The sequence below is a fragment of the Arthrobacter liuii genome (genome assembly GCF_014639275.1).
GTDB classification, from domain to species: domain Bacteria; phylum Actinomycetota; class Actinomycetes; order Actinomycetales; family Micrococcaceae; genus Arthrobacter; species Arthrobacter liuii.
On sequence record NZ_BMFW01000005.1, the window covers coordinates 169192 to 192564 of the forward strand.

The following is a 23373-nucleotide window of genomic DNA, read 5'->3' on the forward strand; positions in this document are numbered from 1 at the left end:
CGCCGCTGCTGGACTGTTCCGCCACTGCTGCACGTCCAGCACTGGGCGAGTGCAAGGCCCCGAACCGCAGCAGCCCTGAACCCCGCAAGCACCAGACCCCCAAAAGCAAAGGTCCCACCATGAGCACCCCAGTCCCCGCCCGCGACGCACAGCAGTCCGGCGGCACGGCTCCCGCGCACAGCGGTCTGTTGCCCCGCCTGGTGGCCGAGGCTTTCGGCAGCCTCTTCCTGGCGGTGGCCGGGCTGGGCGTGCCGCTGTTCAGCATTCCGCAGTCCAGCCCGGTTCCCGCTGCCCTTGCTGCCGGCCTGGCCATCACAGCGGCAATGCTCGCCTTCGGACATATCTCCGGCGGCCATTTCAATCCGGCCATCACCCTGGGACACCTCCTGGCCGGACGGATCCGGGCCGGCGCTGCCGCAGCGTATGCCGCCGCCCAGGTGGTGGGGGCGCTGGTGGGTGCGCTTGCCTTGTTCGGCATCCTGCGCACCCTGCCCAGCATCCCGGACAGCCGCACTGCCTTCGATACCGTGGCCGCCGGCTTCGGGGAACACTCGATCATCCAGGCACCCCTCGCCGCCGTCGTGCTCCTGGAACTGCTGGGGGCCGCGATCATCGTGGCTGTCTTCCTTGGCGCCGGCCGTGAAGGCGCCGGCCGTTCTGCCGCGCCCGTTGCCGTCGGCCTGTCCTTCGCGGCCCTGCTGCAGCTGGGGCAGTCGGTGGGGAACCTGCCGTTCAACCCCGCCCGCGCGGTCGCTTCAGCCGTTTTCAGTTCCGGCTGGGCCGTGGAGCAGCTGTGGGTCTTCCTGGTGGCGCCGCTGGCCGGCGGCGCCATCGCGGGGTTGGTATTCAGGATCGCAGGGGTGGCTGGGCCGGCTGCGCCCGGTGCCGCCAGTCGGGCTTCCGACGGCGGCACGGCCCGTGCGAACGGAACAGACCGGGGCGCCGTGGACGGGGATGTTGTGGAAGCGGATGCTGTTGGCGTTGAGGACGGCATCGAGGCTGATGGCGCGGATGACATCGTGCCCGCTGCGGCGGCCCGCCAGGAAAAGACAAGCGGGGTCAGCGAGGCCCAGGAGTTCTTCGACGGCAAACGGTCCTGACCGCTTTTCGCCGCGGCGTTTTTCTTCACTGTCAGTGGCTGCCGATAGCTTAGGGACATGCGGTTACTTCATACCTCGGACTGGCATCTGGGCCGTTCCTTCCACGGCGTTGGCATGCTGGACCACCAGCGCGCTTTTGTGGACCAGGTGGTGGCGGCGGTGGAGCGGGACAGCGTCGACGTTGTCCTGATCGCCGGTGATGTCTATGACCGGGCGCTTCCGGGCGTGGACGTGGTCCACCTGCTCGACGACGCACTGGTACGGCTCACTGCCGCGGGCGCAAAGGTGGTGCTCACCAGCGGGAACCACGACTCCGCCATCCGCCTGGGGTTCGCCTCCCGCCTCCTGGCGCGCGGGGGAGTGCACCTGCGCACAAGGGTGGAGGACCTCGCCCATCCGCTCCTGCTGCCGCTGGGAACGGATGCTGCCGGAAAGGACGCCATACTGGCGCTCTACGGAATTCCCTGGCTTGAACCGCGATTGGTCGCCGAACAGCTCGGCGCGGAAACGGCAAGCCACTTCGAGGTCACGCGCGCGGCAACCGGCCTGATCCGGGAGGACATCGCCCGGCGCGCGGCTTCGGCCACCGTCCACTCCGTGGTCCTGGCCCACACCTTCGCCAGCGGAGGCATCAGTTCCGACAGCGAACGGGACCTCAGCATCGGCGGAGTGGGCGCAGTTCCGCTGGATCTGTTCGACGGTTTCAGCTACACGGCGCTGGGCCACCTGCACGGGCGGCAAAAGCTGTCTGACTCGGTCCGGTATTCGGGTTCGCCACTGGCCTACTCGTTTTCCGAGTCCACCCATCAGAAGGGGGCCTGGCTCGTGGATATCGGTCCGGAGGGAGTGACCTCCGTGGAGGAGGTCCTGTGGGAGGCGCCGCGTCCCCTGGCCGTGCTGCGTGGTCCGTTGGAGGATCTGCTGGTGGAACCCGGTCACGCCTGGGCTGAAACCGCCTATTGCCAGGTCACGCTGACTGATGCCCAGCGTCCCGCCCGTGCCATGGAACGGCTCCGCGCCAGGTTCCCGGACACGCTGGTCCTGGCGTTCGATCCTCAGGGCGCTGCTTCCGCCGCGCAGGCCAGCTACAGCAGCAGGCTCGCAGGAGCGCCGGATGACCTCGCCGTATGCTGCGGCTTCCTGGAACACGTGCGCGGACGCAGCGCGGACCAGGCGGAAGAAGCCGCGCTCGCCGCCGCACTGGAGAATGTCAGGCTCCTGGAGGCGTCACGGTGAGGATCCATCATCTGCGCATTTCCGGGTTCGGACCATTTGCCGGAACCGAAGACATCGACTTTGACCGCCTCAGCGCCCACGGCCTGTTCCTGCTCAACGGGCCCACCGGTGCCGGCAAGACCAGCGTGCTGGATGCCATCTGCTTTGCCCTGTACGGCTCCGTTCCCGGTGCCCGGCAGGACGGCAAGCGGCTGCGCAGCGACCACGCGGAGCCAGGGCAGGAACCAGCCGTCACGTGTGAGTTCTCCGCGCAGGGCCGCCGCTTTGAGGTAACCCGGTCCCCGGCGTGGGAGAAACCCAGTGCCCGGGGGAAACACGGCTTCACGGTCCAGCAGGCCAAAACGCTGCTCCGTGAACGGGTGGGCGGCGCCTGGGTGGAGAAATCCGCCCGCAATGATGAAGCGGGCGCGGAAATCATGGCCCTGCTGGGAATGGACCGCGAACAGTTCACCCGGGTGGTGATGCTGCCGCAGGGTGATTTTGCTGCCTTCCTCCGCTCCAAGGCTGCTGACCGCCTCGACCTGCTGCAGAAGCTCTTCGGCACCCAGCGTTTCGAGGCCCTGGAACAGGAACTGTCCCGGCAGGCCGCCGCTGCCCGGGAGGACGTCGCGGTCCTCTCCGGGCAACTCGGGCTCCTTGCCGCGCGCGCCGAAACCGAAGCCGCCCCGCTGCAGCTTCCGGACAGCGGGGCCCCGCCGGCGGACGACATCCCAGGCCGGCTTGGATGGCTGCAGGATTCCGTTGCACGGCGCCTCGGGGACCTGGTGCAGCAGGCCACAACCGCTGGAACGGTCAGCCACGACCGTCGCGCTGCGGTGGAACTGGAGGCCGTGCGGCATGAGCGGCACCGGAAACTCCAGGCGGCCGCCGCCCGGCAAAAAGCACTGGAGGAAGAGGCGCCGCAGCAGGAAGAACGCTCCTCCCGGCTCACCAGGCACCGCCGGGCCGAGGTCCTGCAAGGGCAGCTGCAGGCTGCGGACGCCGCCGCTGCCAAAGTCCACGGCGCCGCTGCCGCCGCCGAATCCGCCATGACGTTGCTCCGCCTGGCCGCCGGGGACCACAGCGAACTGGCCCAGCTTGGTATGGGAACGGCAGGGGAGGCTGCCGGCACCCCGGGAGCCGCCGCCATCCTTGGGATCCCTGGCGCTGCAGATGGAGGCGTGCCCGGGGCTGTGGAGGAACTGGGCCGCCTGCGTTCGCTGCTGGCCGTCGTCGAGGCACGGCTGCCGGACGAGGACAGGCTCCAGGACCTGCGGAAACGGAGCCATGGGCTGGCCGGCAAGCAGGACCAGCTGCAGTCGGCCGTGGAGCTGCTGGGCCATCGTGCGGCGCACCTGCTGGCGGAACGGGAGCAACTGGCCGGCGGCATGGACCGGCTTGAGGCCCGTTCGGTGGAAGCCGCACTGCGCCGCAAGGAAGCTGCCGCCGCCGCGGAGCTCCTGGACGTGGTCAATCGGCACGGGACTGCTGTCAAGGGCAGGAACCTGGTCAGGATCCGCCATGAAGACTCGCGGGAGGAGCTGTTGGAGGCCAAACGCCGCTGGCTGGACCTGCGGGAGGAACGTCTCGTCAATGCCGCATCCGAGCTGGCCGCCGGGCTGGTTGCCGGAGAACCCTGCCCTGTCTGCGGAAGCGGGCATCACCCCGGTCCCGCAGATGCAGGCACGGGAGGACCTGGCCTGGCCCAGGACGAGGAGGAGGCCCACGGCGTCTACGAGGCTGCCGAGGCCACCCACGCCCTGGTGGCCGCGGAACTTGCCGGGGCAGAACAGGCAGTGGCCGTCCTCGCCGGACAGGGCGGAAACACCCCGCTTGAGGATGCACGCTCCGGCGCGGACAGCGCACTCGCGGCGGCAGCGGACGCCGAACAGGCCGCAGAGGAACTCCAGGACAGGCGGCACCGGCTGGAAGCACTGGACGCCGACATCGAGCAGGTCCGCGCCAAGCTGTCCGAAACGGAGGCTGAGCTGTCCCACACCGAGGCGTCCCTGGCCGATCTGGCCGAACAGGCTGCTGCGCTGGACAAGGCACTTGAAGGCCTGCGGGGCAACCACCGCAGCTTGAACCGCCGGCTGCGGGCACTTGAGGAAGCAGTAGCGGTACTGGATAAGGCCGTCGAGGCGCAGGGGCGCCTCGACAGTGCCCGGCTGCAGGCCGCCGAAGCGCAGGAACACCTGGAACTCGCGCTGCCCGGTGCGGGCTTCGCCACGCCGGACGATGTCCGTGGCCAGCTTCTCGCAGCAGCTGAAGCGGCAGCAGTGGAAGCGGCAGTCCGCGCTGCCCAGGACGAAGCCGCCCGCGTAGCAGGATTGTTCGAGTCGGAGGACATTGTGCTCGCTCTGGCCGAAGCCGCAGGAGGCTTCGTTGCGGATGGGGAGCGGCTGGCAGCGTTGCGCCTCGAGGCGGAAGCCGCCCAAAACGACGCGCGGGAAGCTGACCTGGCTGCCGGCCTGGCCTCCCGCTGCCTGGCTTCCCTGAAGTCCATCGCCGCCGAATACGAGGCCCTGGTGTGTTCCTCGCGGGAACCGGCGGAGCGGGCGCAGATGCTTGCCGGTTTGGCTGACGCCGCAGCCGGCCGCGGCGAGAACACCTACCGGATGAGCCTCAACAGCTATGTCCTGGCCGCGCGCCTGGAGCAGGTGGCGCTCGCCGCGTCCGAGCGCCTGGTGGCCATGAGTGATGGCCGCTACCTGCTGCAGCACACTGACGCCAAAGCGGCGCGCGGTGCAAAGTCAGGCCTGGGACTTGAAGTGGTGGACCAGTGGACGGGCTTCCGCCGGGACACCTCCACCCTGTCAGGAGGCGAGTCCTTCATGGCGTCGCTCTCGCTGGCCCTGGGGCTCGCGGACGTGGTCCAGCAGGAATCCGGAGGGGTGGAGATTGAGACCCTATTCGTGGACGAGGGCTTCGGGAGCCTCGATGAACAGTCCCTGGAGCAGGTCATGGATGCCCTCGAAGGACTCCGCGACGGCGGCAGGGTGGTGGGACTCGTGAGCCACGTGGCGGAGATGAAACAGCGGATCGGCACCCAGTTGCAGGTACTCAAGAACCGCAACGGCTCGAGGCTGCGGATCTCCGAAAGCATGGACTCGCTCCTCTGACCCAGGCCGATATACTGGGGCGCGTTACCGGGTTTTGCGCATCGGGAGGAGGGACGATGCGCACCTTACTGAACGAGCCCGGAATTGACACCACAAACTACCCCTTCAAACACCCGCAACACCACTGCCCGGGCCCTGACGGGCCGGGAAAGCCCAGGCCAGGAAGACCTTGGCCAGGAAATCCTTGGCCAGGAAAGGACCGGCCGGGATTCCGTGGCGGGCGCAGTGCGGGGACGCTTTTCGAGGCTTCCCCAACTGGCTGGCCCGGCCTTTATTCCGCTTGGACTCTTTGCGCGGCTTCCCCTGGCCATGCTGACCATGGGCACTCTTACCCTGGTCACTTCCGTCAGTGGCTCCTTTGCAGTCGGCGGGACGGCAGCAGGCGCGGTGGGTATCGGCTCCGCACTGGGCGCTCCGGTGCTGGGGTCCCTGGCGGACAGGCACGGACAGCGGCCCGTTCTGTTGGTGTCCGCAGTGCTCAATACGGTGGCCGTGCTTGCCCTTGTCCTCGCCGCCAATGCCATTGATGTGGGGGATTTCGCGCCCGCTGTCCTGGCGATCGCCCTAGCAGCCGGAGCCACGTGTCCGCAGGTGGGACCACTGGCCCGGGTCAGGTGGATGGCACTGACAGCCAACGCCGGAAAGACGGCCGGGCCGTGCGACCCTGCCCGGGACCTGGACACGGCACTCTCCTTTGAGAGTACGGCCGATGAGGTGACCTTCGTCCTGGGACCGGCCCTGGTGGGAATCCTTGCCAGCCTCGTGTCGCCCTGGCTTCCATTGGCTTTGGCAGCAGCCATGACCATCACGCTTGTCCCGGCCTTCGCCGTGCACCCCACCCACCAGGCGGTGCCCGCCACGAAGCGTCCCGCAGCCAGGAGGCGCAAGGGTGCTACCGACGCTGCGAAGCTGCCGTGGGCCGTGGCCCTGCCCGTCTTTGCCATGGTCTGCATGGGCACATTCTTTGGTTCCACCCAAGCGGCCCTCAGCGCGTTCTCTGCACGGCTTGCGGGCGCAGAAATCGCGGGGCTGCTGTATGCCGTCATGGGCCTCAGTTCCGCGGCCGCGGCACTGTCAGTTGCTTACTGGCCGCGGCGGGCCGGCCTGGCGCTGCGCTGGGTGGCTTGCGCTGTCCTGATGGCGGGACTGGCGCTCCTGCTGCTGGTACCGTCGTCACTGCCCACGATGGCGGCAGTCCTGTTCGTCCTGGGACTTCCGGTGGGCCCGGTCATGGTCACGGTCTTCGCAGTGGGCGGCACGTTTGCTCCCGCCGGCCGGCTTGGCACGGTCATGACCGCGCTGGCCAGCGGCATCGTCGCCGGAACCGCCATTGGGTCCGTGGCGGGAGGACAGCTGGCCCAGCTCCACGGGCCTGCGGCCGCGTTCCTTGTCCCGGCCTGTGCGGGAGCGGCGCTTGCACTGCTCGGCGCGGGGGCCGCCGTCGTGCTCCGACGGAGGGCCTGACAGGGCGCAGGTCTTCGGACCGGCCCCGGCTGCTACCGCTGTTACGCCAGCTGGCCCTCGATCCTGGCCGCGCTTTCGGCGATGGCGGCCCCTAGCGCCTCGGGATCATGGGTGGAACGGATATAGACGACGGCGAGTGCGGCCGGCCGCCCGCCGGGCACCCGGACAGGGGCTGCCAGCGAGGAGACGCCGGCAATGACTTCATCATGGCTGGCCGAATACCCCCTCTTCCGCGCCTCTGACGCCTCCGGCCGGTAAGGAATGCCGGTGTCCAGCCGGTCCCACTCCACTTCGGAGAGGGCGGACTGAATGGCAATACCCGGCGCGCCGGCATTGATGGGGTGGCGGGTGCCCGGGTGCTGGGCCACGGTCGCCCCCGAATGCCGCGGCTCGACCGTGACGAGCGTTATGCAGTCATGGTGGTCCCACACCGCCACGAACGCCGTCATATCCAAAGAGTTCGCCAGCTGGGTGAGCTCCGGGAGTGCGGCGCTCTGCAGGTTTCGCGACACGCCGCGCGCCAGGACCGCGAGGCCGGGGCCCGGCTGGACGCGGCCTGCGTCGTCGCGCACCAGAAGCGAATGGTCCTCCAGGGTGCGCAGGATCCGGTAGGCCACCGAACGGTGGACGCCCATGGCATCGGCCAGTTCGGCGATGGTCAGCGGGCCCGGAGCGGCTGCCAGGATCTCAAGGGCGCGGATGCCACGCGAAAGGGTCTGGGACGGCGAAGCCTGCGGCGCCGCCGCTGCAGCGGGAGAAGTCATGATGTCCATCCTAGGTGGGCCGGGTCGCCCTGCCGTGAGCCTTGTCTCATTCCGGGGCAAACGGTATTGTCCTGTATACGAACTTACAGTTCAAATATAGAACTCGTTTCTTCCCGTGTGAATCGCCTCAAATATCCCCATTCCGTGTCCCGCATCACAATTTCCGTAGTACCCTAATAACTAACTGACCGTTCTGTCGGTAATCCTGAAGGTGTCCGGGTGGCACTGCCGCCCGATAAACAATGGAGTTTCAATGACCACACCTTCCAAGGTGGACACCCTTTCTGGTCCCAGCAGCCGGAGGGAAGAACGCAAGGTCCTCGCCGGCACCCTGGTCGGCACCACCATCGAGTGGTATGACTTCTTCATCTTTGCCCAGCTGACCGCAACGCTGCTGTCCCCGCTGTTCCTGGCACCCCTGAATGAGTCCAACCCGGGCCTGGCGCAGATCCTCTCCTTTGCCCTCATCGGCATCAGCTTCCTGTTCCGTCCCCTGGGCGGAGTGATCGCAGGACACCTGGGCGACCGCCTGGGGCGGAAGGCCATGCTGGTCTTCACCCTGGTGATGATGGGTGCGGCGACCGCATTGATCGGCGTCCTGCCCACCTACGCGCAGATCGGTGCCTGGGCCCCGGTGCTCCTCATCCTCCTGCGGGTCATCCAGGGCTTCTCGGCCGGCGGTGAGTGGGGCGGTGCCGCCCTGATGGCCGTGGAGCATGCGCCGATCAACCGGCGCGGACTCTTCGGCGCCTACCCGCAGATCGGTGTCCCCGTGGGCATGATCCTGGCCACCGGCCTGCTGTTCTTCCTCAATACCAGCATGTCCAAGGAAGACTTCGCGGCCTGGGGCTGGCGGGTGCCGTTCCTCCTTTCCATCGTCCTGATCGTGGTGGGCTACCTGATCCGCCGCGCAGTGGCCGAGAGCCCGGTGTTCCAGGAGATGGCCCTGCGCAAGGAGGAGAGCAAGGCGCCGCTGGGTGAGCTGGTCCGGAACCACAAGCTTCCCGTCCTGTATTCGACCTTGATCTTCATCGGCAACAACGCGGCGGGTTACCTGCTGATTGCGTTCTTCATCTCCTACGCCACCAAGACCCTGAAGATGCCCACTCCCCAGATTCTCCTGGCCACGACGCTGGCGTCCTTTGGCTGGCTGATCTTCACCCTGGTTGGCGGCTGGCTGTCTGACCGCATTGGCCGCGTCAAGACCTTCCTGCTCGGCTACGCCATCGTCTTTGCCTGGATGATCCCCATGTTTGCCCTGATCGACACCAAGGACATCATGCTTTACGGCGTTGCCCTGTTCGTCCTGACCATCGGCCTGGGCCTGTCGTACGGCCCCATGTCCGCCATGTACGCCGAGATGTTCCCCGCCAACGTCAGGTACTCCGGTATCTCCATCGGCTACGCCTTCGGTGCCATCCTGGGCGGGGCTTTCGCGGCAACCATTGCCGAATCGCTGCTGCAGTCCACTAAATGGACCGGTTCGATTGGCATCTACATCATGGTCCTTTGCGTGATCTCCGCTGTCGGCGTGGTTCTGGCCAAGGAAACCAAGGGCCGGCCGCTGGGCGTCAGCAGCCACCACTGATCCACAACAACAGCAGGCCCGGACCGCATGGTCCGGGCCTGCTGTTGTCCATGTCCGGTCAGCGTGCCAGCAGCGCGACTGCGTCCTCGTCGCTCAACTGCCCAAAGTGCCGGTAGTGGCTCCCCACGGCCCGGAACTTACCCGGAAGGTGCAGGCAGACCACGGCATCGCAAACCCGCTCAAGCGAGGCTCCTGCTTCAACGGAACCCACGGGAGCGGCGGCAACAACGGCAGCGGCGCCGCCTCCGCGCACGGCTTCGACGGCGGCACGCATGGTGGCACCGGTAGCCAGTCCGTCATCCACCAGGATGACAGTCTTGCCCGCCACGTCAACGGCGGTTCCCGGGTACAGTTGCGCCCGGCGGAGCAGCTCGGCGCGTTCACGCTCCTCCACGTCAGCCAGCAATTCCTGCCGCACGCCGTGTTCGAGTAGCCGCCTCAGCAGGGGTTTATTGATCAGCCGGACCGTGCTGCCGTTCGCCCAGGCCAGGGCGCCGTACGCGGTTTCCTCGTGCCCGGGAATCCCCAGCTTCCGCACCAGGACGGTGCCAAGCGGCAGGCCAAGGACCGTTGCGGCGGCCGCCGCGACGGGGATGCCTCCCCGCGCCAGGCCCAGGACCACGCAGTCCGGCCTGTCCTGGAACTGGATCAGCGCGGCGGCCAGGCGCTGGCCTGCCTCCGTTCGGTCTTCGAAACGCGTACCCATGTTTCCTCCCGGCGCTGCGGCCTGCCCGCAGCGTACCGCTGGTAGTGCCGGCCCGATTCCGGCAGCGGCAAGACGCCGCTCAGACGGCCAGGAACGAAATGGCTGCCTGCTTGAAGGCCCTGCTGGTGATGGCGTTGGTGTGGTTCCGGCCCGGGAGGACCAGCTGTTCCGCCATGGAGCCGGCCCCGCGGGCCAACTCGGCGAGCTTGGGCAGGGTGGCGGCCCGTTCGTCCTTGTCGCCGGCAACCAGCAGCATCGGCACATGCGGGACTGCTTCAGCGGGGTCGTAGGGCTCCGCCTTGATGGCCTCCACCAAGGACAGCAGCGCGAAGATGTTGTTGCTCGGCAGCAGGAGTGCCATCTTCAAGAGCTGGGCCGTGGACTCGTCGCTGATCGGCGTGCCGTCTGCCAGGTAGTCCTGGGCGGCCGGCAGGTCGAACGCGGCCAGGGGGTCCGAGTCGTTGGGACCCCCCAGCACCAGGCGGTGGACCAGTTCCGGCTGGGTTGCGGCGAATTCCCAGGCGAGCCGCGATCCCAGCGAATAGCCCACCACGTCCAGCCCGCTGGAAGGCTCCCCGTCCTGGAGGGGGCGCGCGCCGGCGTCGAACGCCGCCTGGAGCAGGTCCGCCCTGATCCTGCTGGGGGAGTAGGAGTCCCGGTCCTCCGGCGCGCCGCTGCGGCCGTGGCCAGGAAGGTCCACGGTGATGACCCTGCGGCCGGCATCGAGCAGGGCCGACACCCAGCCGGTGTCCTGCCAGTTGAGCTTGGAGGAGGAGGAAAAGCCGTGCAGCAACAGGACCGGCCGCAGGCCTGCGTCGTCCGCGGGGTCATGGACCGCCACATACAGCTGCGGGTCGGTGCCTTCGACGGTGTGGGCCTGCTGCTGTCCTGTATGCCTGCCGCTCATGGTGTGGGTCCTCATCAGGTACGGCGCCAGGGCTGACCCGGCGCTTCGGTGCGTCGTGCTTTGGAATTACTCTACCCGCCGGGAGCGGGCAGAAATCCGGGCCCCGGCGGCACACGCCAGCGTGATCCCGGCGATCAGCGCGAAGGTGCTCAAGAGCTGCACGCGGCTTCCCTCCGCGCTGAAGCCGACCGCGAAAATCAACCCCAGCAGGACCAGGCCCAGGACGGTCAGTCCGGGAAAGCCCTTCATCCGCAGCGGGAGCGGGACGCCGTTTCGGTCGGCCCGTCGGCCCAGGATCAGCTGGGAGACCAGGGCGCTGCCCCAGACCACCAGGCAGGTGGATCCCACCAGCTGGAACAACGCCGGAAGGATCCTGTCCGGGAACAACAGTTCCAGGACCGTGGCGATGAAGCCGAAAGCCACCGATGCCGCCACCGCGGGCAGGGGCACACCGGCGCCGTTGAGGCGGGTCAGGAAACGCGGCGCCTCGCCCCGTTGCGCCAGGGAGTAGGCCATGCGCGACGCGCCGTAGAGGTTGGCGTTCAGGGCCGAGAGGAGTGCGACGACGGCAACAAGGGTGAAGGCGGTGGAGGCACCGGGGATCCTGGCCGCGTCCAGGACCCCGGCGAAGGGCGAGGCAAGGCTTGTGGACGTGGCGGGAAGGACGGCGGCAATGACAAAGACGGAGCCGATGTAGAACACCAGGATGCGCCACACCACGGTCCGGATGGCCTTGCCTACACTTCGTTCAGGATCCTCGGTTTCGGCTGCGGCCACGGAGACGATTTCCGTTCCGCCGAACGCGAAGATCACCACGAACAGGGCGGCAGCAACCCCGCCCAGGCCCTGGGGAGCAAAGTTGGCGGTGAGGTTTTCCGCGCCGGGGGATTCGACGCCGGGCAGAAGGCCCAGGAGCAGGGCGGCACCAACGGCAAGGAACAGGACGATGACGGCCACCTTGAGGATGGCGAACCAGAACTCGAACTCACCGAAATTCCGGACCCCGGCCAGGTTGATGCCGGTGAACACCAGCATGAACAGCAGCGCGAGCGCCCAGACCGGGACCACCGGCCAGACGGAGAACAGCAATCCGGCTGCACCGAGTGCTTCGGCTGCGATCACCACCACCAGTTGCAGCCACCACAGCCAGCCGATGGTGGCCCCGGCGGTCCGGCCCATTGCCCGCTCCGCATAGACGGAAAAAGCTCCGCTGTTTGGATTTGCGGCCGCCATCTCGCCCAGGGCCCACATCACCAGGATGATCAGCGTTCCGGCAACGAGGTAGGAAATGAGGACCGCCAGGCCGGCTGCCTGGATGCCGGCGCCCGATCCCAGGAACAGACCCGCCCCGATGGCGCTGCCCAGCCCCATCATGGTGAGCTGGCGCGGCTTCATGCTGTGGACGGCCGGAGCCTTGCGCAGCGGTGGTGCGGATGTGGTGGGGGCAGACTTCGTCGTCATGGGCAATGCACCTTCTGGGGGCTGGTTCGGGTCCGGTCTGTTGTCTCCGGGAGTCCTTGTGGGACCTCTCGAATTTACCGGCATACCGGACGGGCCCAAAAACGGTGCGGGGAGCCGGACCGCCGGCTACCGCGCCCGGCTGCTCGTTGGCCCGCCCAGGCGACGGTCACGGACGTCGGCAGAAACATTTCCCAATGCGGCGCGGCTGGTCGTAGAATTAGTTTTGGTCAAGTTGACCATAACTACGAACAAGCCGGGTGGCTCAAGGATGAGGGAAGGCGGTGGGGCGGTGTACTACAGCTCGGCAAATGTGTCCGAGAGGCAGGCGGCGCCGCCGTCGCTGGCCATTTCCACGGTGATTTTCGCCCTCCGGCCCAGCGCCACCTCCGGCCGGCCCACGATCTGGCTTCCCCTGGTGCGCCGCATCAGGGAACCTTTCAAGGGGTTGTGGGCGCTGCCGGGCGGACCCCTCAGCCATGACGAGTCCCTTCAGGACGCCGCGGCCAGGAACCTGCGGGAAACCACTGGCCTGGCGCCCAGCTACCTTGAGCAGCTGTACGCCTTCGGCGGCCTGCACCGCTCACCGACGCAGCGTGTGGTTTCCATCGTCTACTGGGCGCTGGTCCAGCCCACCGAGGCCGCCCTGGCTGACGAGTCCGAGAACGTCAGGTGGTTCCGGGCTGACCGCCTGGGTGAGCTGGCCTTCGACCACCACGCAATCGTTGAGTATGCGCTCTGGCGCCTGCGCAACAAGCTGGCCTACGGCTCGGTGGCGTACCACCTCCTGGGCGAATACTTCACCCTGGCCCAGGTCCGCGAAGTCTATGAAGCCGTCCTGGACCGCCAGTTGGATCCCGCCAACTTCCGGCGGCAACTCAAATCCACTCCGGAGATCGAGGAAACCGGGGAATACCTCCAGGGCGGCAAACACCGCCCGCCACGCCTCTACCGCTTTACCGGCCGGCCAGGCCTTGACCCAGACAACAGGAGCACACCATGAGCAGCGTCAACACGGCAATCCAGCTGATCACGCGCGAACAAGCCGAAAAAGGCGCAGCAGCTGAACGCAGCACCTGCAGCCCGGCGCTGGCCAGGGGCCCGTGGGACTACGACCTGGCCGAGGCGCTGGCCGGCGTACCCGCCTACGGGCCGGGTGCGTCAAGTGCGGATCCTGCGCCGGCCGCCACGCCGCGCCAGGGCCAGCTGCCCGAGGAGTACAAGCTGGCCAGCGACGCCGAACTCGGGGAGCGGATCAAAGCCGCCAAGGCCGCCCTGGGCGGGCGGGCAGTGATCCTGGGCCATTTCTACCAGCGCGACGAGGTGATCCAGTACGCCGATTTCGTGGGAGACTCCTTCCAGCTGGCCAACGCAGCGCTCACCAGGCCGGAGGCCGAGGCGATCATCTTCTGCGGCGTCCACTTCATGGCCGAAACCGCTGACATCCTCTCCACCCCTGAGCAGGCCGTGATCCTGCCCAACCTTGCGGCGGGCTGCTCCATGGCCGACATGGCGGACGCGGACTCCGTGGAGGAATGCTGGGAACAGCTCGCCGGGATCTTCGGCACCGAGCCCGACGCCGACGGCCGCGTTCCGGTCATCCCGGTCACCTACATGAATTCCTCCGCAGCCCTGAAGGCGTTCTGCGGCGAAAACGGCGGCATCGTCTGCACGTCCTCCAACGCCAGGACGGTCCTGGAGTGGGCGTTCCAGCGGGGGCAGCGGGTGCTGTTCTTCCCCGACCAGCACCTTGGCCGCAACACCGCCAAGGCCCTGGGCGTGCCCCTGGAGCAGATGCCCATGTGGAACCCGCGCAAGGATCTGGGCGGCAATGACGAACAAGCACTCCTGGACTCCCGCGTCATCCTCTGGCACGGGTTCTGCTCCGTGCACAAGCGCTTCAACGTGGCCCAGATCGAGAAGGCCCGTGCGGACTTCCCCGGTGTCCAGGTCATCGTGCACCCGGAGTGCCCCATGGAAGTGGTGGACGCCGCGGATTCCGCCGGCTCCACCGACTTCATCAGGAAGGCCATCGCAGCCGCCACGGAGCCCACCACGTTCGCCATCGGCACCGAGATCAACATGGTCAACCGGCTTGCCGCCGAGTACCCGCAGCACACCATCTTCTGCCTGGACCCGGTGATCTGCCCCTGCTCCACCATGTACCGGATCCACCCCGGCTACGTGGCGTGGGTGCTGGAAGAACTGGTGGCCGGCCGCGTCGTCAACCGCATCACCGTGGACGACAATGTGCAGGCCAACGCCAGGACGGCGCTCGAGCGCATGCTCGCTGCGAGGCCGTGATGACCCGACGCCTCGCCGTCGTCGGAAGCGGCATCGCGGGCCTTTACGCTGCGCTGCTCGCCGCCGATGCGGGCGCTGACGTGGCGCTGCTGACCAAAGGCGCGCTGGACCACAGCAACACCTGGTACGCGCAGGGCGGCATCTCGGCCGTACTCGCCGAACCAGCGCCCGGGGACACCGTTGCCGCGCATGTCGCCGACACCCTGCGGGCGGGCGCGGGCCACTGCAACGAGGCCGCGGTCCGGCTGATGTGCACGGAGGCGCGGCGGGACATCGCGGGCCTCCAGCGCTATGGGGTCGCCTTCGATACGGGGCCCGGGGGCTCAGGGCAGGCCGACGCAGGCCAAGCTGGGGCACCGCACGACGCCGGCCCGGCCCTTGGGCTTGAAGCGGCACACAGTGCCCCGCGGATCCTGCACGCCGGAGGCGACGCCACGGGGGCGCGCGTCGCGGGCGCGCTGATCCAGGCCGTCCTCGCCTGCCGGGACGAGGGGAAGCTCACCGTGCTCAGCGAAGCGCACGTTACCTCGCTGGTGGTCCGCGAAGGGTGCGTGGCAGGAGTCGAGTACCTCCAGGACGGACGGCAGACCAGCCTGGACGCTGACGCCGTCCTGCTCGCCAGCGGGGGAGCCGGCCAGCTGTTCGCCCAAACTACCAACCCCGCCGTGGCCACCGCCGACGGACTGGCGCTCGCCGTCCGCGCCGGGGCAGCCACCGCGGACCTCGAATTCTTCCAGTTCCACCCCACCTGCCTGGTCAGCTCCGCCACCGCGCACCCGGCCCGGCTGGACCGACCGCTGCTGATCTCCGAGGCGGTCCGCGGCGAGGGCGCACTCCTGCTGGACTCCAATGGCCGGCGCTTCATGAAGGCGTACCACCCCGACGCCGAACTGGCACCCCGCGACGTCGTCTCACGCAGCATCGCACTCCACCTGGCCAAACTCGGCGACCCCAACGGCCACGTCTACCTCGACGCACGCGGAATCGAGCAGGCCAGGGGCGGCGGCTTCCTCCGCCGGCGGTTCCCCACCCTCACCCGCAAGACCCTCGACGCCGGCATCGACTGGACCCGCGAACTGGTCCCCGTCGCCCCCGCCGCCCACTACTGGATGGGTGGCGTCACCACCGACCTCTCCGCCCGCACCACCGTCCCCGGGCTCTATGCCGCCGGTGAAGTTGCGTGCACAGGGGTCCAAGGGGCAAACCGGCTGGCCAGCAACTCCCTCCTTGAGGGGCTCGTTTTCGGCCGCCGCGCCGTTGAAGACTTCCTCTCCCGTGGGCCGAGCTGGGACGCGTCCCGCGTCAGCGATGCTCCGCTCGCTGTCTCGGCCGCGGGCGGCCTCCCCTTGACGCTCGCTTCCGCACCCCTGCCGCGAAACGCAAGTGCGCACGTCACCGTCCCTGCTGCTTTAGAAGGCGCGGCGGATTGGCAAGGCGGGTCCGGGGGGAGTTGGCCGTCCAGCTTCGGCGGGGGAGGAGAGGCCGGGGAGCCGTTTTCGCGGGAGGCGCTCCGGCGGTTGATGACTGCCAATGCCGGGGTGCTGCGCACTGGGGAGCTGTTGCTCAAGGCTGGCCGGACGCTTGAGTCCTGGGCCGCCGTCGTCCGTCCTGATCTGGAATGCGCTGCTGACCCTGTCGCCTGCGAGGACCGGAACCTTCTGCTCGCCGCGCAGCTGCTGGTCACTGCCGCCCTCAACCGCCGTGAATCGCTGGGGGCGCACTACCGCAGTGACGAACCCCTGCAGACCGAAACCACATACCCTCCGCGCCCGAAAGCGAGCCTCCTCCGTGACTGAACCCGCCGTGATCGACCAGGCAGCACCCCTGCACCCGGCACTGGATCTCACACTTCCGCCGGCACCCGTCCGGGAGATCCTGGAACGCGCCTTCGCCGAGGACGCGCCCTCCGGGGACATCACCTCCCAGCTGCTCATTCCCGCCCATGCCCGGGCCACTGCCGTCCTGAACGCCCGCGTGCCCGGTGTCCTCAGCGGCGCCACCGTGTTCCGCGATGCGATGCAGCTGGTGGACCCGGGCACCCACGTGGAGCTGCTCCTGGCGGACGGGGACACGTTCGACGCCGGCACCCACCTCGCGCGGGTCAGCGGCACCGCGCGCTCCGTGCTGATGGCTGAACGCGTGGCCCTCAACCTGGTCCAGCGGATGTCCGCCATCGCCACGAAGACAGCCGAATTCGTGCGCCTTGCCGAGGGAACGCGGGCCCGCATCACGGACACGCGCAAAACTACCCCCGGCCTGCGCATCCTGGAACGCTTTGCAGTGCGGTGCGGCGGCGGCTTCAACCACCGGTACAGCCTCTCCGACGCCGTCCTGGCCAAGGACAACCACCTCGCCGTGATGACCGGCGGAGACCCCGCACAGCTCACCGCGCTCCTGCTGGCCGCCAAGGCACAGCTGGGGCACACCACCCACTTCGAAGTGGAAGTGGACAGCAAGGAGCAGATCGAACCGGTGCTGGCCGCCGGAGTGGACACCATCATGCTGGACAACTTCACTGTCGAGGAGTTGAAGGCAGGGGTGGCCCTGGTGGCTGGACGGGCCCGGGTGGAAGCGAGCGGAAATGTGAATGCGGGCACGGTCGCGGCCATCGCCGCCGCCGGTGTGGACGTCATCTCCGTGGGCGCACTCACCCATACCGTGGCAGCCCTGGACCTGGGCCTCGACGTCGAACTGACCGCCGCGTGAGCCTGCCGTGATCTTCCTTGACGCCGCCGCCGCCACCCCGGTCCGCCGTGAAGTGCTGGACGCCATGTGGCCCTACCTTACGGGCGGATTTGGTAACCCCTCCAGCCACCACACGCTCGGTGAAGGGGCAGCCGCTGCGCTCGCGGCGGCGCGCTCGGCGGTGGCCGGCGTCCTTGGTTGCCGGCCGGGGGAAGTGGTATTCACGTCAGGGGGAACGGAAGCGGACAACCTGGCCGTCAAGGGCATTGCCCTGGCCCGGCAGGCAGCGAACCCGCAGCTGGACCGCGTGGTGATCAGCGCCGTCGAACACCCTGCCGTGGAGGAGTCCGCGCGCTACCTGGAGCGCTTCCACGGCTTTGCCGTTGATGTGGTGCCCGTCGATCCAACCGGCCGCGTCACGCCGGCGGCCCTGGCCCACGTGCTGCGTCCGGAGACCGCCTTGGTGAGCATCATGTACGCCAACAACGAGGTGGGCACTATCCAGCCCATCGCGGCACTGGCGGAAATGGCCCACGCCCGCGGCATCCTGTTCCACACCGACGCCGTCCAGGCCGCCGGCTGGCTGCCACTGGACACCAGGGCGCTGGGCGTGGATGCCATGAGCATCTCCGGGCACAAGCTGGGCGCGCCCAAGGGCTGCGGCATGCTGTTCGTCCGCAGCCGCGTCCGGCTGGAACCGCTCATCCACGGCGGCGGCCAGGAGCGGGGCCGCCGGTCGGGAACGGAAAACGTTGCCGGGGCGGTGGGCCTGGCCGCTGCCCTCACGCTCGCGCAGGGCCGCCAGGCAGAGCAGTACGCAAGGGTGGCCGCCCTGCGCGACCGGTTCATCGGTGCGGTGCTGGCGGGGGTGCCGGAGGCCGTGCTCACCGGCCATGCCAGGGAACGGCTGCCGTCGGTGGCATCATTCTGTTTCCCTGGAACCAGCGGTGAGGCTGTGCTCCTGGAGCTGGAACGGCATGGCGTGGTCTGCTCCAGCGGTTCGGCCTGCGCAGCCGGCTCGGATGAGCCCTCCACCGTGCTCACCGCTTTGGGGATTTCCGCCGAGGTGGCACAGACGGCGGTCCGGTTCAGTTTCGACGCCTCGGTGGCGCAGGCGGACCTGGACGCTGCGGCGGCTGCCGTCCGTGCCGCCGTCGCCAGTATCAAAAGCCTGGGCGCGGGCCAGGACCGTTAGCCGGGCCCCGGTAGACCCCTAGCGGTGGCGCGCGCGGCGGAAGATCCAGTGCCGCAGCATGCTGAAGCGCACGGCTGTGGCCAGGAAGCCGGACAGCGTGGTGGCCATCAGTTCGTCCCCCACCGTGGCGCGGGGATTGAACCAGTGCAGCACGCCCAGGCTGCTGCCGGTGATCACCAGCGCCACCGCGATCACCACCAGGCCGTTGAGGTGGTCACGCGTGCGGCGTTGCTGGCCCGCGATCTTGAAAGTCAGCCGGCGGTTCAGGGCCGTGTTCAACAGGGACGTGAGGACCAGCGCCACCGCGTTGGCCAGCTGGGCACCAAGCCACGGCCGGAGCAGCGCGTAAAGCCCCAGCGACGCCGCCGTGCAGATAACACCGACGCCGGAGAAACGGAGCAGCTGCCTGATGACCGGAAAGCGCAGGACTCCCCGGTAGTGCCTGGTAGCGGGAAAGCGACGGGCAGTGGTCTCTGGCACTGCGGGTGCGGACGGTCCCTCCCTCACGCGGTGGCACCGGCAGCACGCTCAGCACCGTGGGCAGGGGACAGGAACGGGATGTGCACGGGGCAGCTGCGAAGACCCGCCATACGTCAGTACAGCTCGCCCACGGGGATGTCCACTGCCAGCCGGTTGGAGGGCCCCGGCAGGGGGCATGCCCACGCCTCGTTGTAGGCGCAGGAGGGGTTGTAGGCAAAGTTGAAGTCCAGGACGAACGTGGCGCCGGGCCCGGTGCCGTTGACGCCGTGGAATGCGCCCTTGATGGTGTCCAGCAGGTACCGGCCGGCTCCGTAGCTCCCGCCTGGCTGTCCGGCCGTGGCGTCGCGGAACGGGACAAAGATGCCGCCGCCGTACCCGTGGATCTTCCAGACCCCGAGCTGCCCCATCTCGGGCAGGTCGAACGTGCCCAGCCGCACGAAGTGGACCACGCCGTCGGTCCCGGTGTCCACGCTCATTTCGCGGCCCGCGCCTTCCTTGGTCAAGGGCACGTGGAATCGGTAGATGGGATCGTAGTCGGCAGTCTTCAGCCCGGAGAAGCGCGCCTTGTCCGCCGCGGTCAGCGCGGACGCGGGGTGGGTGGCGAACATCAGGTCCCGCTGGTGCCGCCAGTAGGAGTGTGCTTCCGACGGGCTTTCGGCAGAGATCCTGCGGACTTGGGCGTAAAGCGAAAAGGTACGCAGCCGCCAGTCGGCGATGTCCAGGGCGGAAATGTCCGCGGGGTTGTCTTCGGCTGCGCCGTGCTGCTCTTCCGCCATAACCTCCACCCTAGTCGCAGGCCGGGGCGGGAAGCGTCCGACGGCGACACGCCGGGCGGGCGCCGGGTGGGGGCTGGCTGAGGGGCTGGCTAAGGGGCCCTGCCTTGGGTGCGAAACACCCCTTCCCCGGCCGGTGCAGGGGGCCTGGCGCGGCTAGGCTGGCTCCCATGAGAGGCAAGGCAGTATGGCGCATTGTTCCCGGAGTGTCCCTGATGGCCGCCGCGGTCCTGCTGGCGGGGTGTTCCGGGCCGCAGGCAGGCAGCCCTGGCTGGACGGCCCAGCCTGCCCCATCCGGGACGGCAACGGGTTCATCCACACCGGGTTCCTCAACGTCCGGGACCGCTGCAGCCTCTCCGGCCACTTCAGGCTCTGCCCCGGAGTCAGCCTCCGCGACCTCCACGGAAGCCCAAAGCGTGGCCACCGCGGCTTCCTGGAAGACATTCTCCGACCCCGCCAAGACGGTCAGTTTCGACCTGCCCGCGGACTGGATCGCCCAGTCGGTAGCGCCAGAGGCAGGTACCCTGCCCGGCGGACTCAAGGTTGACGTGAAGAAGCCCGACGGCACCTTCGTGGCCGCGCTCCGCACAGGTCTGCCGCCGTCGTCCGCTGACTGCCCCGAAGGTGCACGGCACCCGTACACGGTGATCAGCAGCGTCCCGTTTGAGCTGGCCGCGCAGGGCGGGGACGGAACCATCCCGCCGCGGATGGTTTACCGGGTGATCCAGGGGTACCGCTATTTCGGTTCCTACGGCATCACCAACCTGGTGGGCGGGACGGACGGGCAGGCGTGCGAGCTGCGCAACGTAGTGCGTGGTCCGGCGGGCACGGGGGACTACTCGTTCGGCGACCTGGTGGCCCTCAAGGCCTTTGCGCCCGATGAGAAGGTCGCTCCGGCGAAGGCGTTCGACACGCTTGGCCAGGCGGCCCAGTACGTCAGGGAGAGCCCTGACTTCGCCAACGTGCAGCGGATGCTAATGTCGCTAAAGGTCAAAAACTAGTCCCGCTGCCCGCACTCACCAGGTGCCGGGGTACGCGACTTCCGTCCACCCCAACATCCCCGGAGAGACATGGAACGCTCTGTTTCCGCACGCCTGGCCTTCAGGACCATCGCCAATACCAAGGTAGCCATGGCCATCGCCGTAGCGAGGAACAGCGGCTACTCATCCTTTGGGGAATCCCTGTCCGTCATGGCCGGCGAAGCGGAGGTCCCACTCACGGAGGTTTCCGACCACCATGGCGGCCGGTTCCACTACATGGAGTTCGCCGAGCCCACTGACGTCACCGTGGAATATGCGGCCACTGTGGCCGGACGGGCAGTGCCGGAAGACGCCGGCCTTGCCGAGCGGATCCGCTACGTACGTCCCAGCCGGTATGCCGAGTCGGACCGGCTGCTGCCCACGGCCTACGCCGAGTTCGAGGGGGTCCAGGGCGCGGACCTGGTCCACGCCGTCCGCAACTGGGTCAACGGCGAGCTGCGCTACATCAGCGGCTCCTCCCGGGGCACGGACGGCGCCGTGGAGACCCTGCTCAGCAGGCGGGGCGTCTGCCGGGACTTCGCGCACCTGGCCATCGCCCTGCTCCGGTCCAAGGACATCCCCGCCCGCCTGGCGGCTGTCTACGCCCCCGGCCTGAGCCCCATGGATTTCCACGCCGTGGCGGAAGCCTACGTGGAAGGAGCCTGGCACGTCATCGACCCCACAGGGCTCGCCCCGCGGGAGTCGATGCTGCGCATCACTGCCGGCCGGGATTCGTCGGACACGGCGTTCCTCTCCACGGTGGGCGGAAGCCTGGTGCTGAACCAGCTGCGCGTTACCGCAGTAGTCAACGGGGACCTGCCCCGCGAGGATTCCTCCCGGCTGGTGCAGCTGGGCTGATTCCGGCTGGGTTAACGCTTACCCAGCGAGTTCCTCAGCTTGTCAGTGAGCCGCATCAGTTCCTTTTGCTCCGCAGCGGTCAGTGCCGGTCCCACCAGGGCCGAGATATCCCGTACGTGCTCGCGGCCAATCTCCTTCTGCAGCTCCCGCCCTTCGTCCGTCAGCTTTAACAGCACGCCGCGGCCGTCCTGGGGTGCCGGCATCCGGGCCACGAGCCCCCGCTTTTCCAGCCGCTCCACCAGCCTGCTGAGGCTGGACTGGCTCAACAGGACGTTGTCGTTGAGCTCGTTGAGCCGGAGCCAGCCGGACGGGCAGCGGGAGAGCGTGAAGAGGACGTCGTATTCATTCACGGCCAGCTTCCGGAATGCCGGCCCGGACTGCAGCTTCCGCATCACGGCAACCTGGGCCCGGAACAGCGACTCCCAGGTTTCGGCAGCCAGCCGCACCGGCGATTCCGATCCTCGCGCGGCCATCACGCCTCCGAGGCGGCGTTTTCGGCCTGCTGTGACGCCAGCAGGGCGGCCACGCGGCCGGCGTGGGTGGGCGGCTCCGGAACGTGCGCGGGCTTGAGGGCCGCGTACTCCTTGCGAAGGACCGGCAGGACTTCCTCGCCAAACAGGTCCAGCTGCTCAAGCACGGTCTTCAGCGGCAGGCCCGCGTGGTCAATCAGGAACAGCTGGCGCTGGTAGTCCCCGAAGTGCTCGCGGAAGGTCAGGGTCTTTTCGATGACTTCCTGGGGGCTGCCCACGGTCAGCGGGGTCTGTGAGGTGAAGTCCTCCAGGGACGGCCCGTGGCCGTAGACAGGGGCGTTGTCGAAGTAGGGGCGGAACTCCTTTACCGCTTCCTGGGAGTTCTTCCGCATGAAGAACTGGCCACCGAGTCCAACGACTGCCTGGTCCGCAGTGCCGTGGCCGTAGTGCTCGTACCGTTCGCGGTAGAGGCCGATCAGCTGCTGGTAGTGCTCCTTGGGCCAGAAGATGTTGTTGGCAAAGAAGCCGTCACCGAAGTACGCGGCCACCTCGGCGATTTGGGGGGTGCGGATGGAGCCGTGCCACACGAAGGGGGCGACACCGTCCAGCGGGCGGGGGGTGGAGGTGAAGTTCTGCAGAGGGGTGCGGAACTTGCCGGACCAGTTCACGGTGTCCTCGTCCCACAGCTTGCGCAGGAGGCTGTAGTTCTCGATGGCCAGCTCCACGCCGTCCTGGATGTTCTTGCCGAACCACGGGTACACGGGGGCGGTGTTGCCGCGACCAAGGACCAGGTCCACGCGGCCGTCGGCCAGGTGCTGGAGCATGGCGAAGTCCTCGGCGATCTTCACCGGGTCATTGGTGGTGATCAGCGTGGTGGCCGTGGAGAGGATGATGCGTTCGGTCTGGGCGGCGATGTAGGCCAGGGTGGTGGTGGGGGAGGAGGAGAAGAAAGGCCGGTTGTGGTGCTCGCCGATGGCGTAGACATCCATGCCGATTTCCTCGACCTTTTTGGCGATGGCCACCGAGGCCTTGATGCGCTCATGTTCGGTGGGAGTACGGCCGGTGGTCGGGTCCGTGGTGATGTCGCTGACGCTGAATACACCGATCTGCATGATGTGCCTTTCCGTTCCTGGACTTGCTGGGCTTGGTTTCCAGTGTAGACCAAATTAGATGCATTTGCATCTAATGCTACCTTCAACACCCAGGTGTCCGGGTTATTCCCACGCCCTGGCCAGCGCGGGACCGGCCCCGGACGCAGCGATGCC

At 68.1% G+C, this 23373-nt stretch carries 20 protein-coding genes; 12 read left to right on the forward strand and 8 right to left on the reverse strand.

Going from position 1 to position 23373, the window contains the following annotated elements:
* Window positions 1–119 precede the first annotated feature (119 nt).
* From IEW19_RS08375 to IEW19_RS08390, 4 genes are all read left to right on the forward strand, one after another.
* Window positions 120–1100 (forward strand): MIP/aquaporin family protein, encoded by a 981-nt coding sequence (locus IEW19_RS08375; protein WP_188571192.1) that lies wholly within the window; start codon window positions 120–122, stop codon window positions 1098–1100.
* A 57-nt stretch (window positions 1101–1157) separates the two neighbouring features.
* Window positions 1158–2336 carry an exonuclease SbcCD subunit D gene (locus IEW19_RS08380; RefSeq protein ID WP_188571193.1) on the forward strand — a complete coding sequence of 393 codons (1179 nt, stop codon included), beginning with the start codon at window positions 1158–1160 and terminating at the stop codon, window positions 2334–2336.
* A complete protein-coding gene (locus IEW19_RS08385) occupies window positions 2333–5437 on the forward strand; it encodes an AAA family ATPase (protein WP_188571194.1) in 3105 nt (1034 codons plus the stop codon). The genes IEW19_RS08380 and IEW19_RS08385 overlap by 4 nt, the downstream gene beginning before the upstream one ends.
* A 213-nt stretch (window positions 5438–5650) precedes the next feature.
* Entirely contained in the window at window positions 5651–6901 is a 1251-nt protein-coding gene (locus IEW19_RS08390) for an MFS transporter (RefSeq protein WP_229748391.1), read from the forward strand.
* A gap of 41 nt (window positions 6902–6942) precedes the next feature.
* On the opposite strand, the gene IEW19_RS08395 is transcribed toward IEW19_RS08390, so the two are convergent.
* Window positions 6943–7665: an IclR family transcriptional regulator gene (locus tag IEW19_RS08395; RefSeq protein ID WP_188571196.1), complete on the reverse strand. Its 723-nt coding sequence runs from the start codon at window positions 7663–7665 to the stop codon at window positions 6943–6945.
* A gap of 253 nt (window positions 7666–7918) precedes the next feature.
* Between IEW19_RS08395 and IEW19_RS08400 the strand changes: the two genes are divergently transcribed.
* Window positions 7919–9253 (forward strand): MFS transporter, encoded by a 1335-nt coding sequence (locus IEW19_RS08400; protein WP_188571197.1) that lies wholly within the window; start codon window positions 7919–7921, stop codon window positions 9251–9253.
* Between the two features lie 58 nt (window positions 9254–9311).
* Here the strand turns inward: IEW19_RS08400 and IEW19_RS08405 are convergent, their stop codons facing one another.
* From IEW19_RS08405 to IEW19_RS08415, 3 genes are all read right to left on the reverse strand, one after another.
* Complete coding sequence (locus IEW19_RS08405) at window positions 9312–9959, reverse strand: phosphoribosyltransferase (protein ID WP_188571198.1); 648 nt, start codon at window positions 9957–9959, stop codon at window positions 9312–9314.
* Between the two features lie 79 nt (window positions 9960–10038).
* A complete protein-coding gene (locus tag IEW19_RS08410; RefSeq protein ID WP_188571199.1) occupies window positions 10039–10866 on the reverse strand; it encodes an alpha/beta fold hydrolase in 828 nt (275 codons plus the stop codon).
* Between the two features lie 66 nt (window positions 10867–10932).
* Window positions 10933–12327: an amino acid permease gene (locus IEW19_RS08415; RefSeq protein WP_229748383.1), complete on the reverse strand. Its 1395-nt coding sequence runs from the start codon at window positions 12325–12327 to the stop codon at window positions 10933–10935.
* A 268-nt stretch (window positions 12328–12595) separates the two neighbouring features.
* Between IEW19_RS08415 and IEW19_RS08420 the strand changes: the two genes are divergently transcribed.
* From IEW19_RS08420 to IEW19_RS08440, 5 genes are read left to right on the forward strand one after another with little or no spacing between them, the layout of a single operon-like run.
* Entirely contained in the window at window positions 12596–13327 is a 732-nt protein-coding gene (locus IEW19_RS08420; protein WP_188571201.1) for an NUDIX hydrolase, read from the forward strand.
* A complete protein-coding gene (gene nadA, locus IEW19_RS08425) occupies window positions 13324–14628 on the forward strand; it encodes a quinolinate synthase NadA (protein WP_188571202.1) in 1305 nt (434 codons plus the stop codon). Before IEW19_RS08420 ends, nadA begins: the two co-directional genes overlap by 4 nt.
* Window positions 14628–16424: an L-aspartate oxidase gene (locus IEW19_RS08430; protein WP_188571203.1), complete on the forward strand. Its 1797-nt coding sequence runs from the start codon at window positions 14628–14630 to the stop codon at window positions 16422–16424. The genes nadA and IEW19_RS08430 overlap by 1 nt, the downstream gene beginning before the upstream one ends.
* Window positions 16417–17334: a carboxylating nicotinate-nucleotide diphosphorylase gene (gene nadC, locus IEW19_RS08435; protein WP_188571204.1), complete on the forward strand. Its 918-nt coding sequence runs from the start codon at window positions 16417–16419 to the stop codon at window positions 17332–17334. The genes IEW19_RS08430 and nadC overlap by 8 nt, the downstream gene beginning before the upstream one ends.
* A gap of 7 nt (window positions 17335–17341) precedes the next feature.
* Window positions 17342–18508, forward strand: coding sequence for a cysteine desulfurase family protein (locus IEW19_RS08440; RefSeq protein ID WP_188571205.1), 1167 nt, complete (start codon window positions 17342–17344; stop codon window positions 18506–18508).
* A gap of 18 nt (window positions 18509–18526) precedes the next feature.
* On the opposite strand, the gene IEW19_RS08445 is transcribed toward IEW19_RS08440, so the two are convergent.
* Both IEW19_RS08445 and IEW19_RS08450 read right to left on the reverse strand, forming a co-directional pair.
* Window positions 18527–19015, reverse strand: coding sequence for a GtrA family protein (locus IEW19_RS08445; protein ID WP_188571206.1), 489 nt, complete (start codon window positions 19013–19015; stop codon window positions 18527–18529).
* A gap of 86 nt (window positions 19016–19101) precedes the next feature.
* The gene (locus IEW19_RS08450) at window positions 19102–19764 is read right to left on the reverse strand and encodes a DUF1684 domain-containing protein (RefSeq protein WP_188571207.1); all 663 of its coding nucleotides are present in this window, start codon (window positions 19762–19764) and stop codon (window positions 19102–19104) included.
* A 167-nt stretch (window positions 19765–19931) separates the two neighbouring features.
* Between IEW19_RS08450 and IEW19_RS08455 the strand changes: the two genes are divergently transcribed.
* Both IEW19_RS08455 and IEW19_RS08460 read left to right on the forward strand, forming a co-directional pair.
* Window positions 19932–20762: a hypothetical protein gene (locus IEW19_RS08455; RefSeq protein WP_188571208.1), complete on the forward strand. Its 831-nt coding sequence runs from the start codon at window positions 19932–19934 to the stop codon at window positions 20760–20762.
* A 69-nt stretch (window positions 20763–20831) separates the two neighbouring features.
* Window positions 20832–21638 carry a transglutaminase-like domain-containing protein gene (locus IEW19_RS08460; protein ID WP_188571209.1) on the forward strand — a complete coding sequence of 269 codons (807 nt, stop codon included), beginning with the start codon at window positions 20832–20834 and terminating at the stop codon, window positions 21636–21638.
* Between the two features lie 11 nt (window positions 21639–21649).
* On the opposite strand, the gene IEW19_RS08465 is transcribed toward IEW19_RS08460, so the two are convergent.
* On the reverse strand, window positions 21650–22111 hold the full coding sequence (locus tag IEW19_RS08465) for a MarR family winged helix-turn-helix transcriptional regulator (protein ID WP_188571210.1): 462 nt from the start codon (window positions 22109–22111) through the stop codon (window positions 21650–21652).
* A complete protein-coding gene (locus IEW19_RS08470; RefSeq protein ID WP_188571211.1) occupies window positions 22111–23220 on the reverse strand; it encodes an LLM class flavin-dependent oxidoreductase in 1110 nt (369 codons plus the stop codon). Before IEW19_RS08470 ends, IEW19_RS08465 begins: the two co-directional genes overlap by 1 nt.
* Between the last annotated feature and the right edge of the window lie 153 nt (window positions 23221–23373).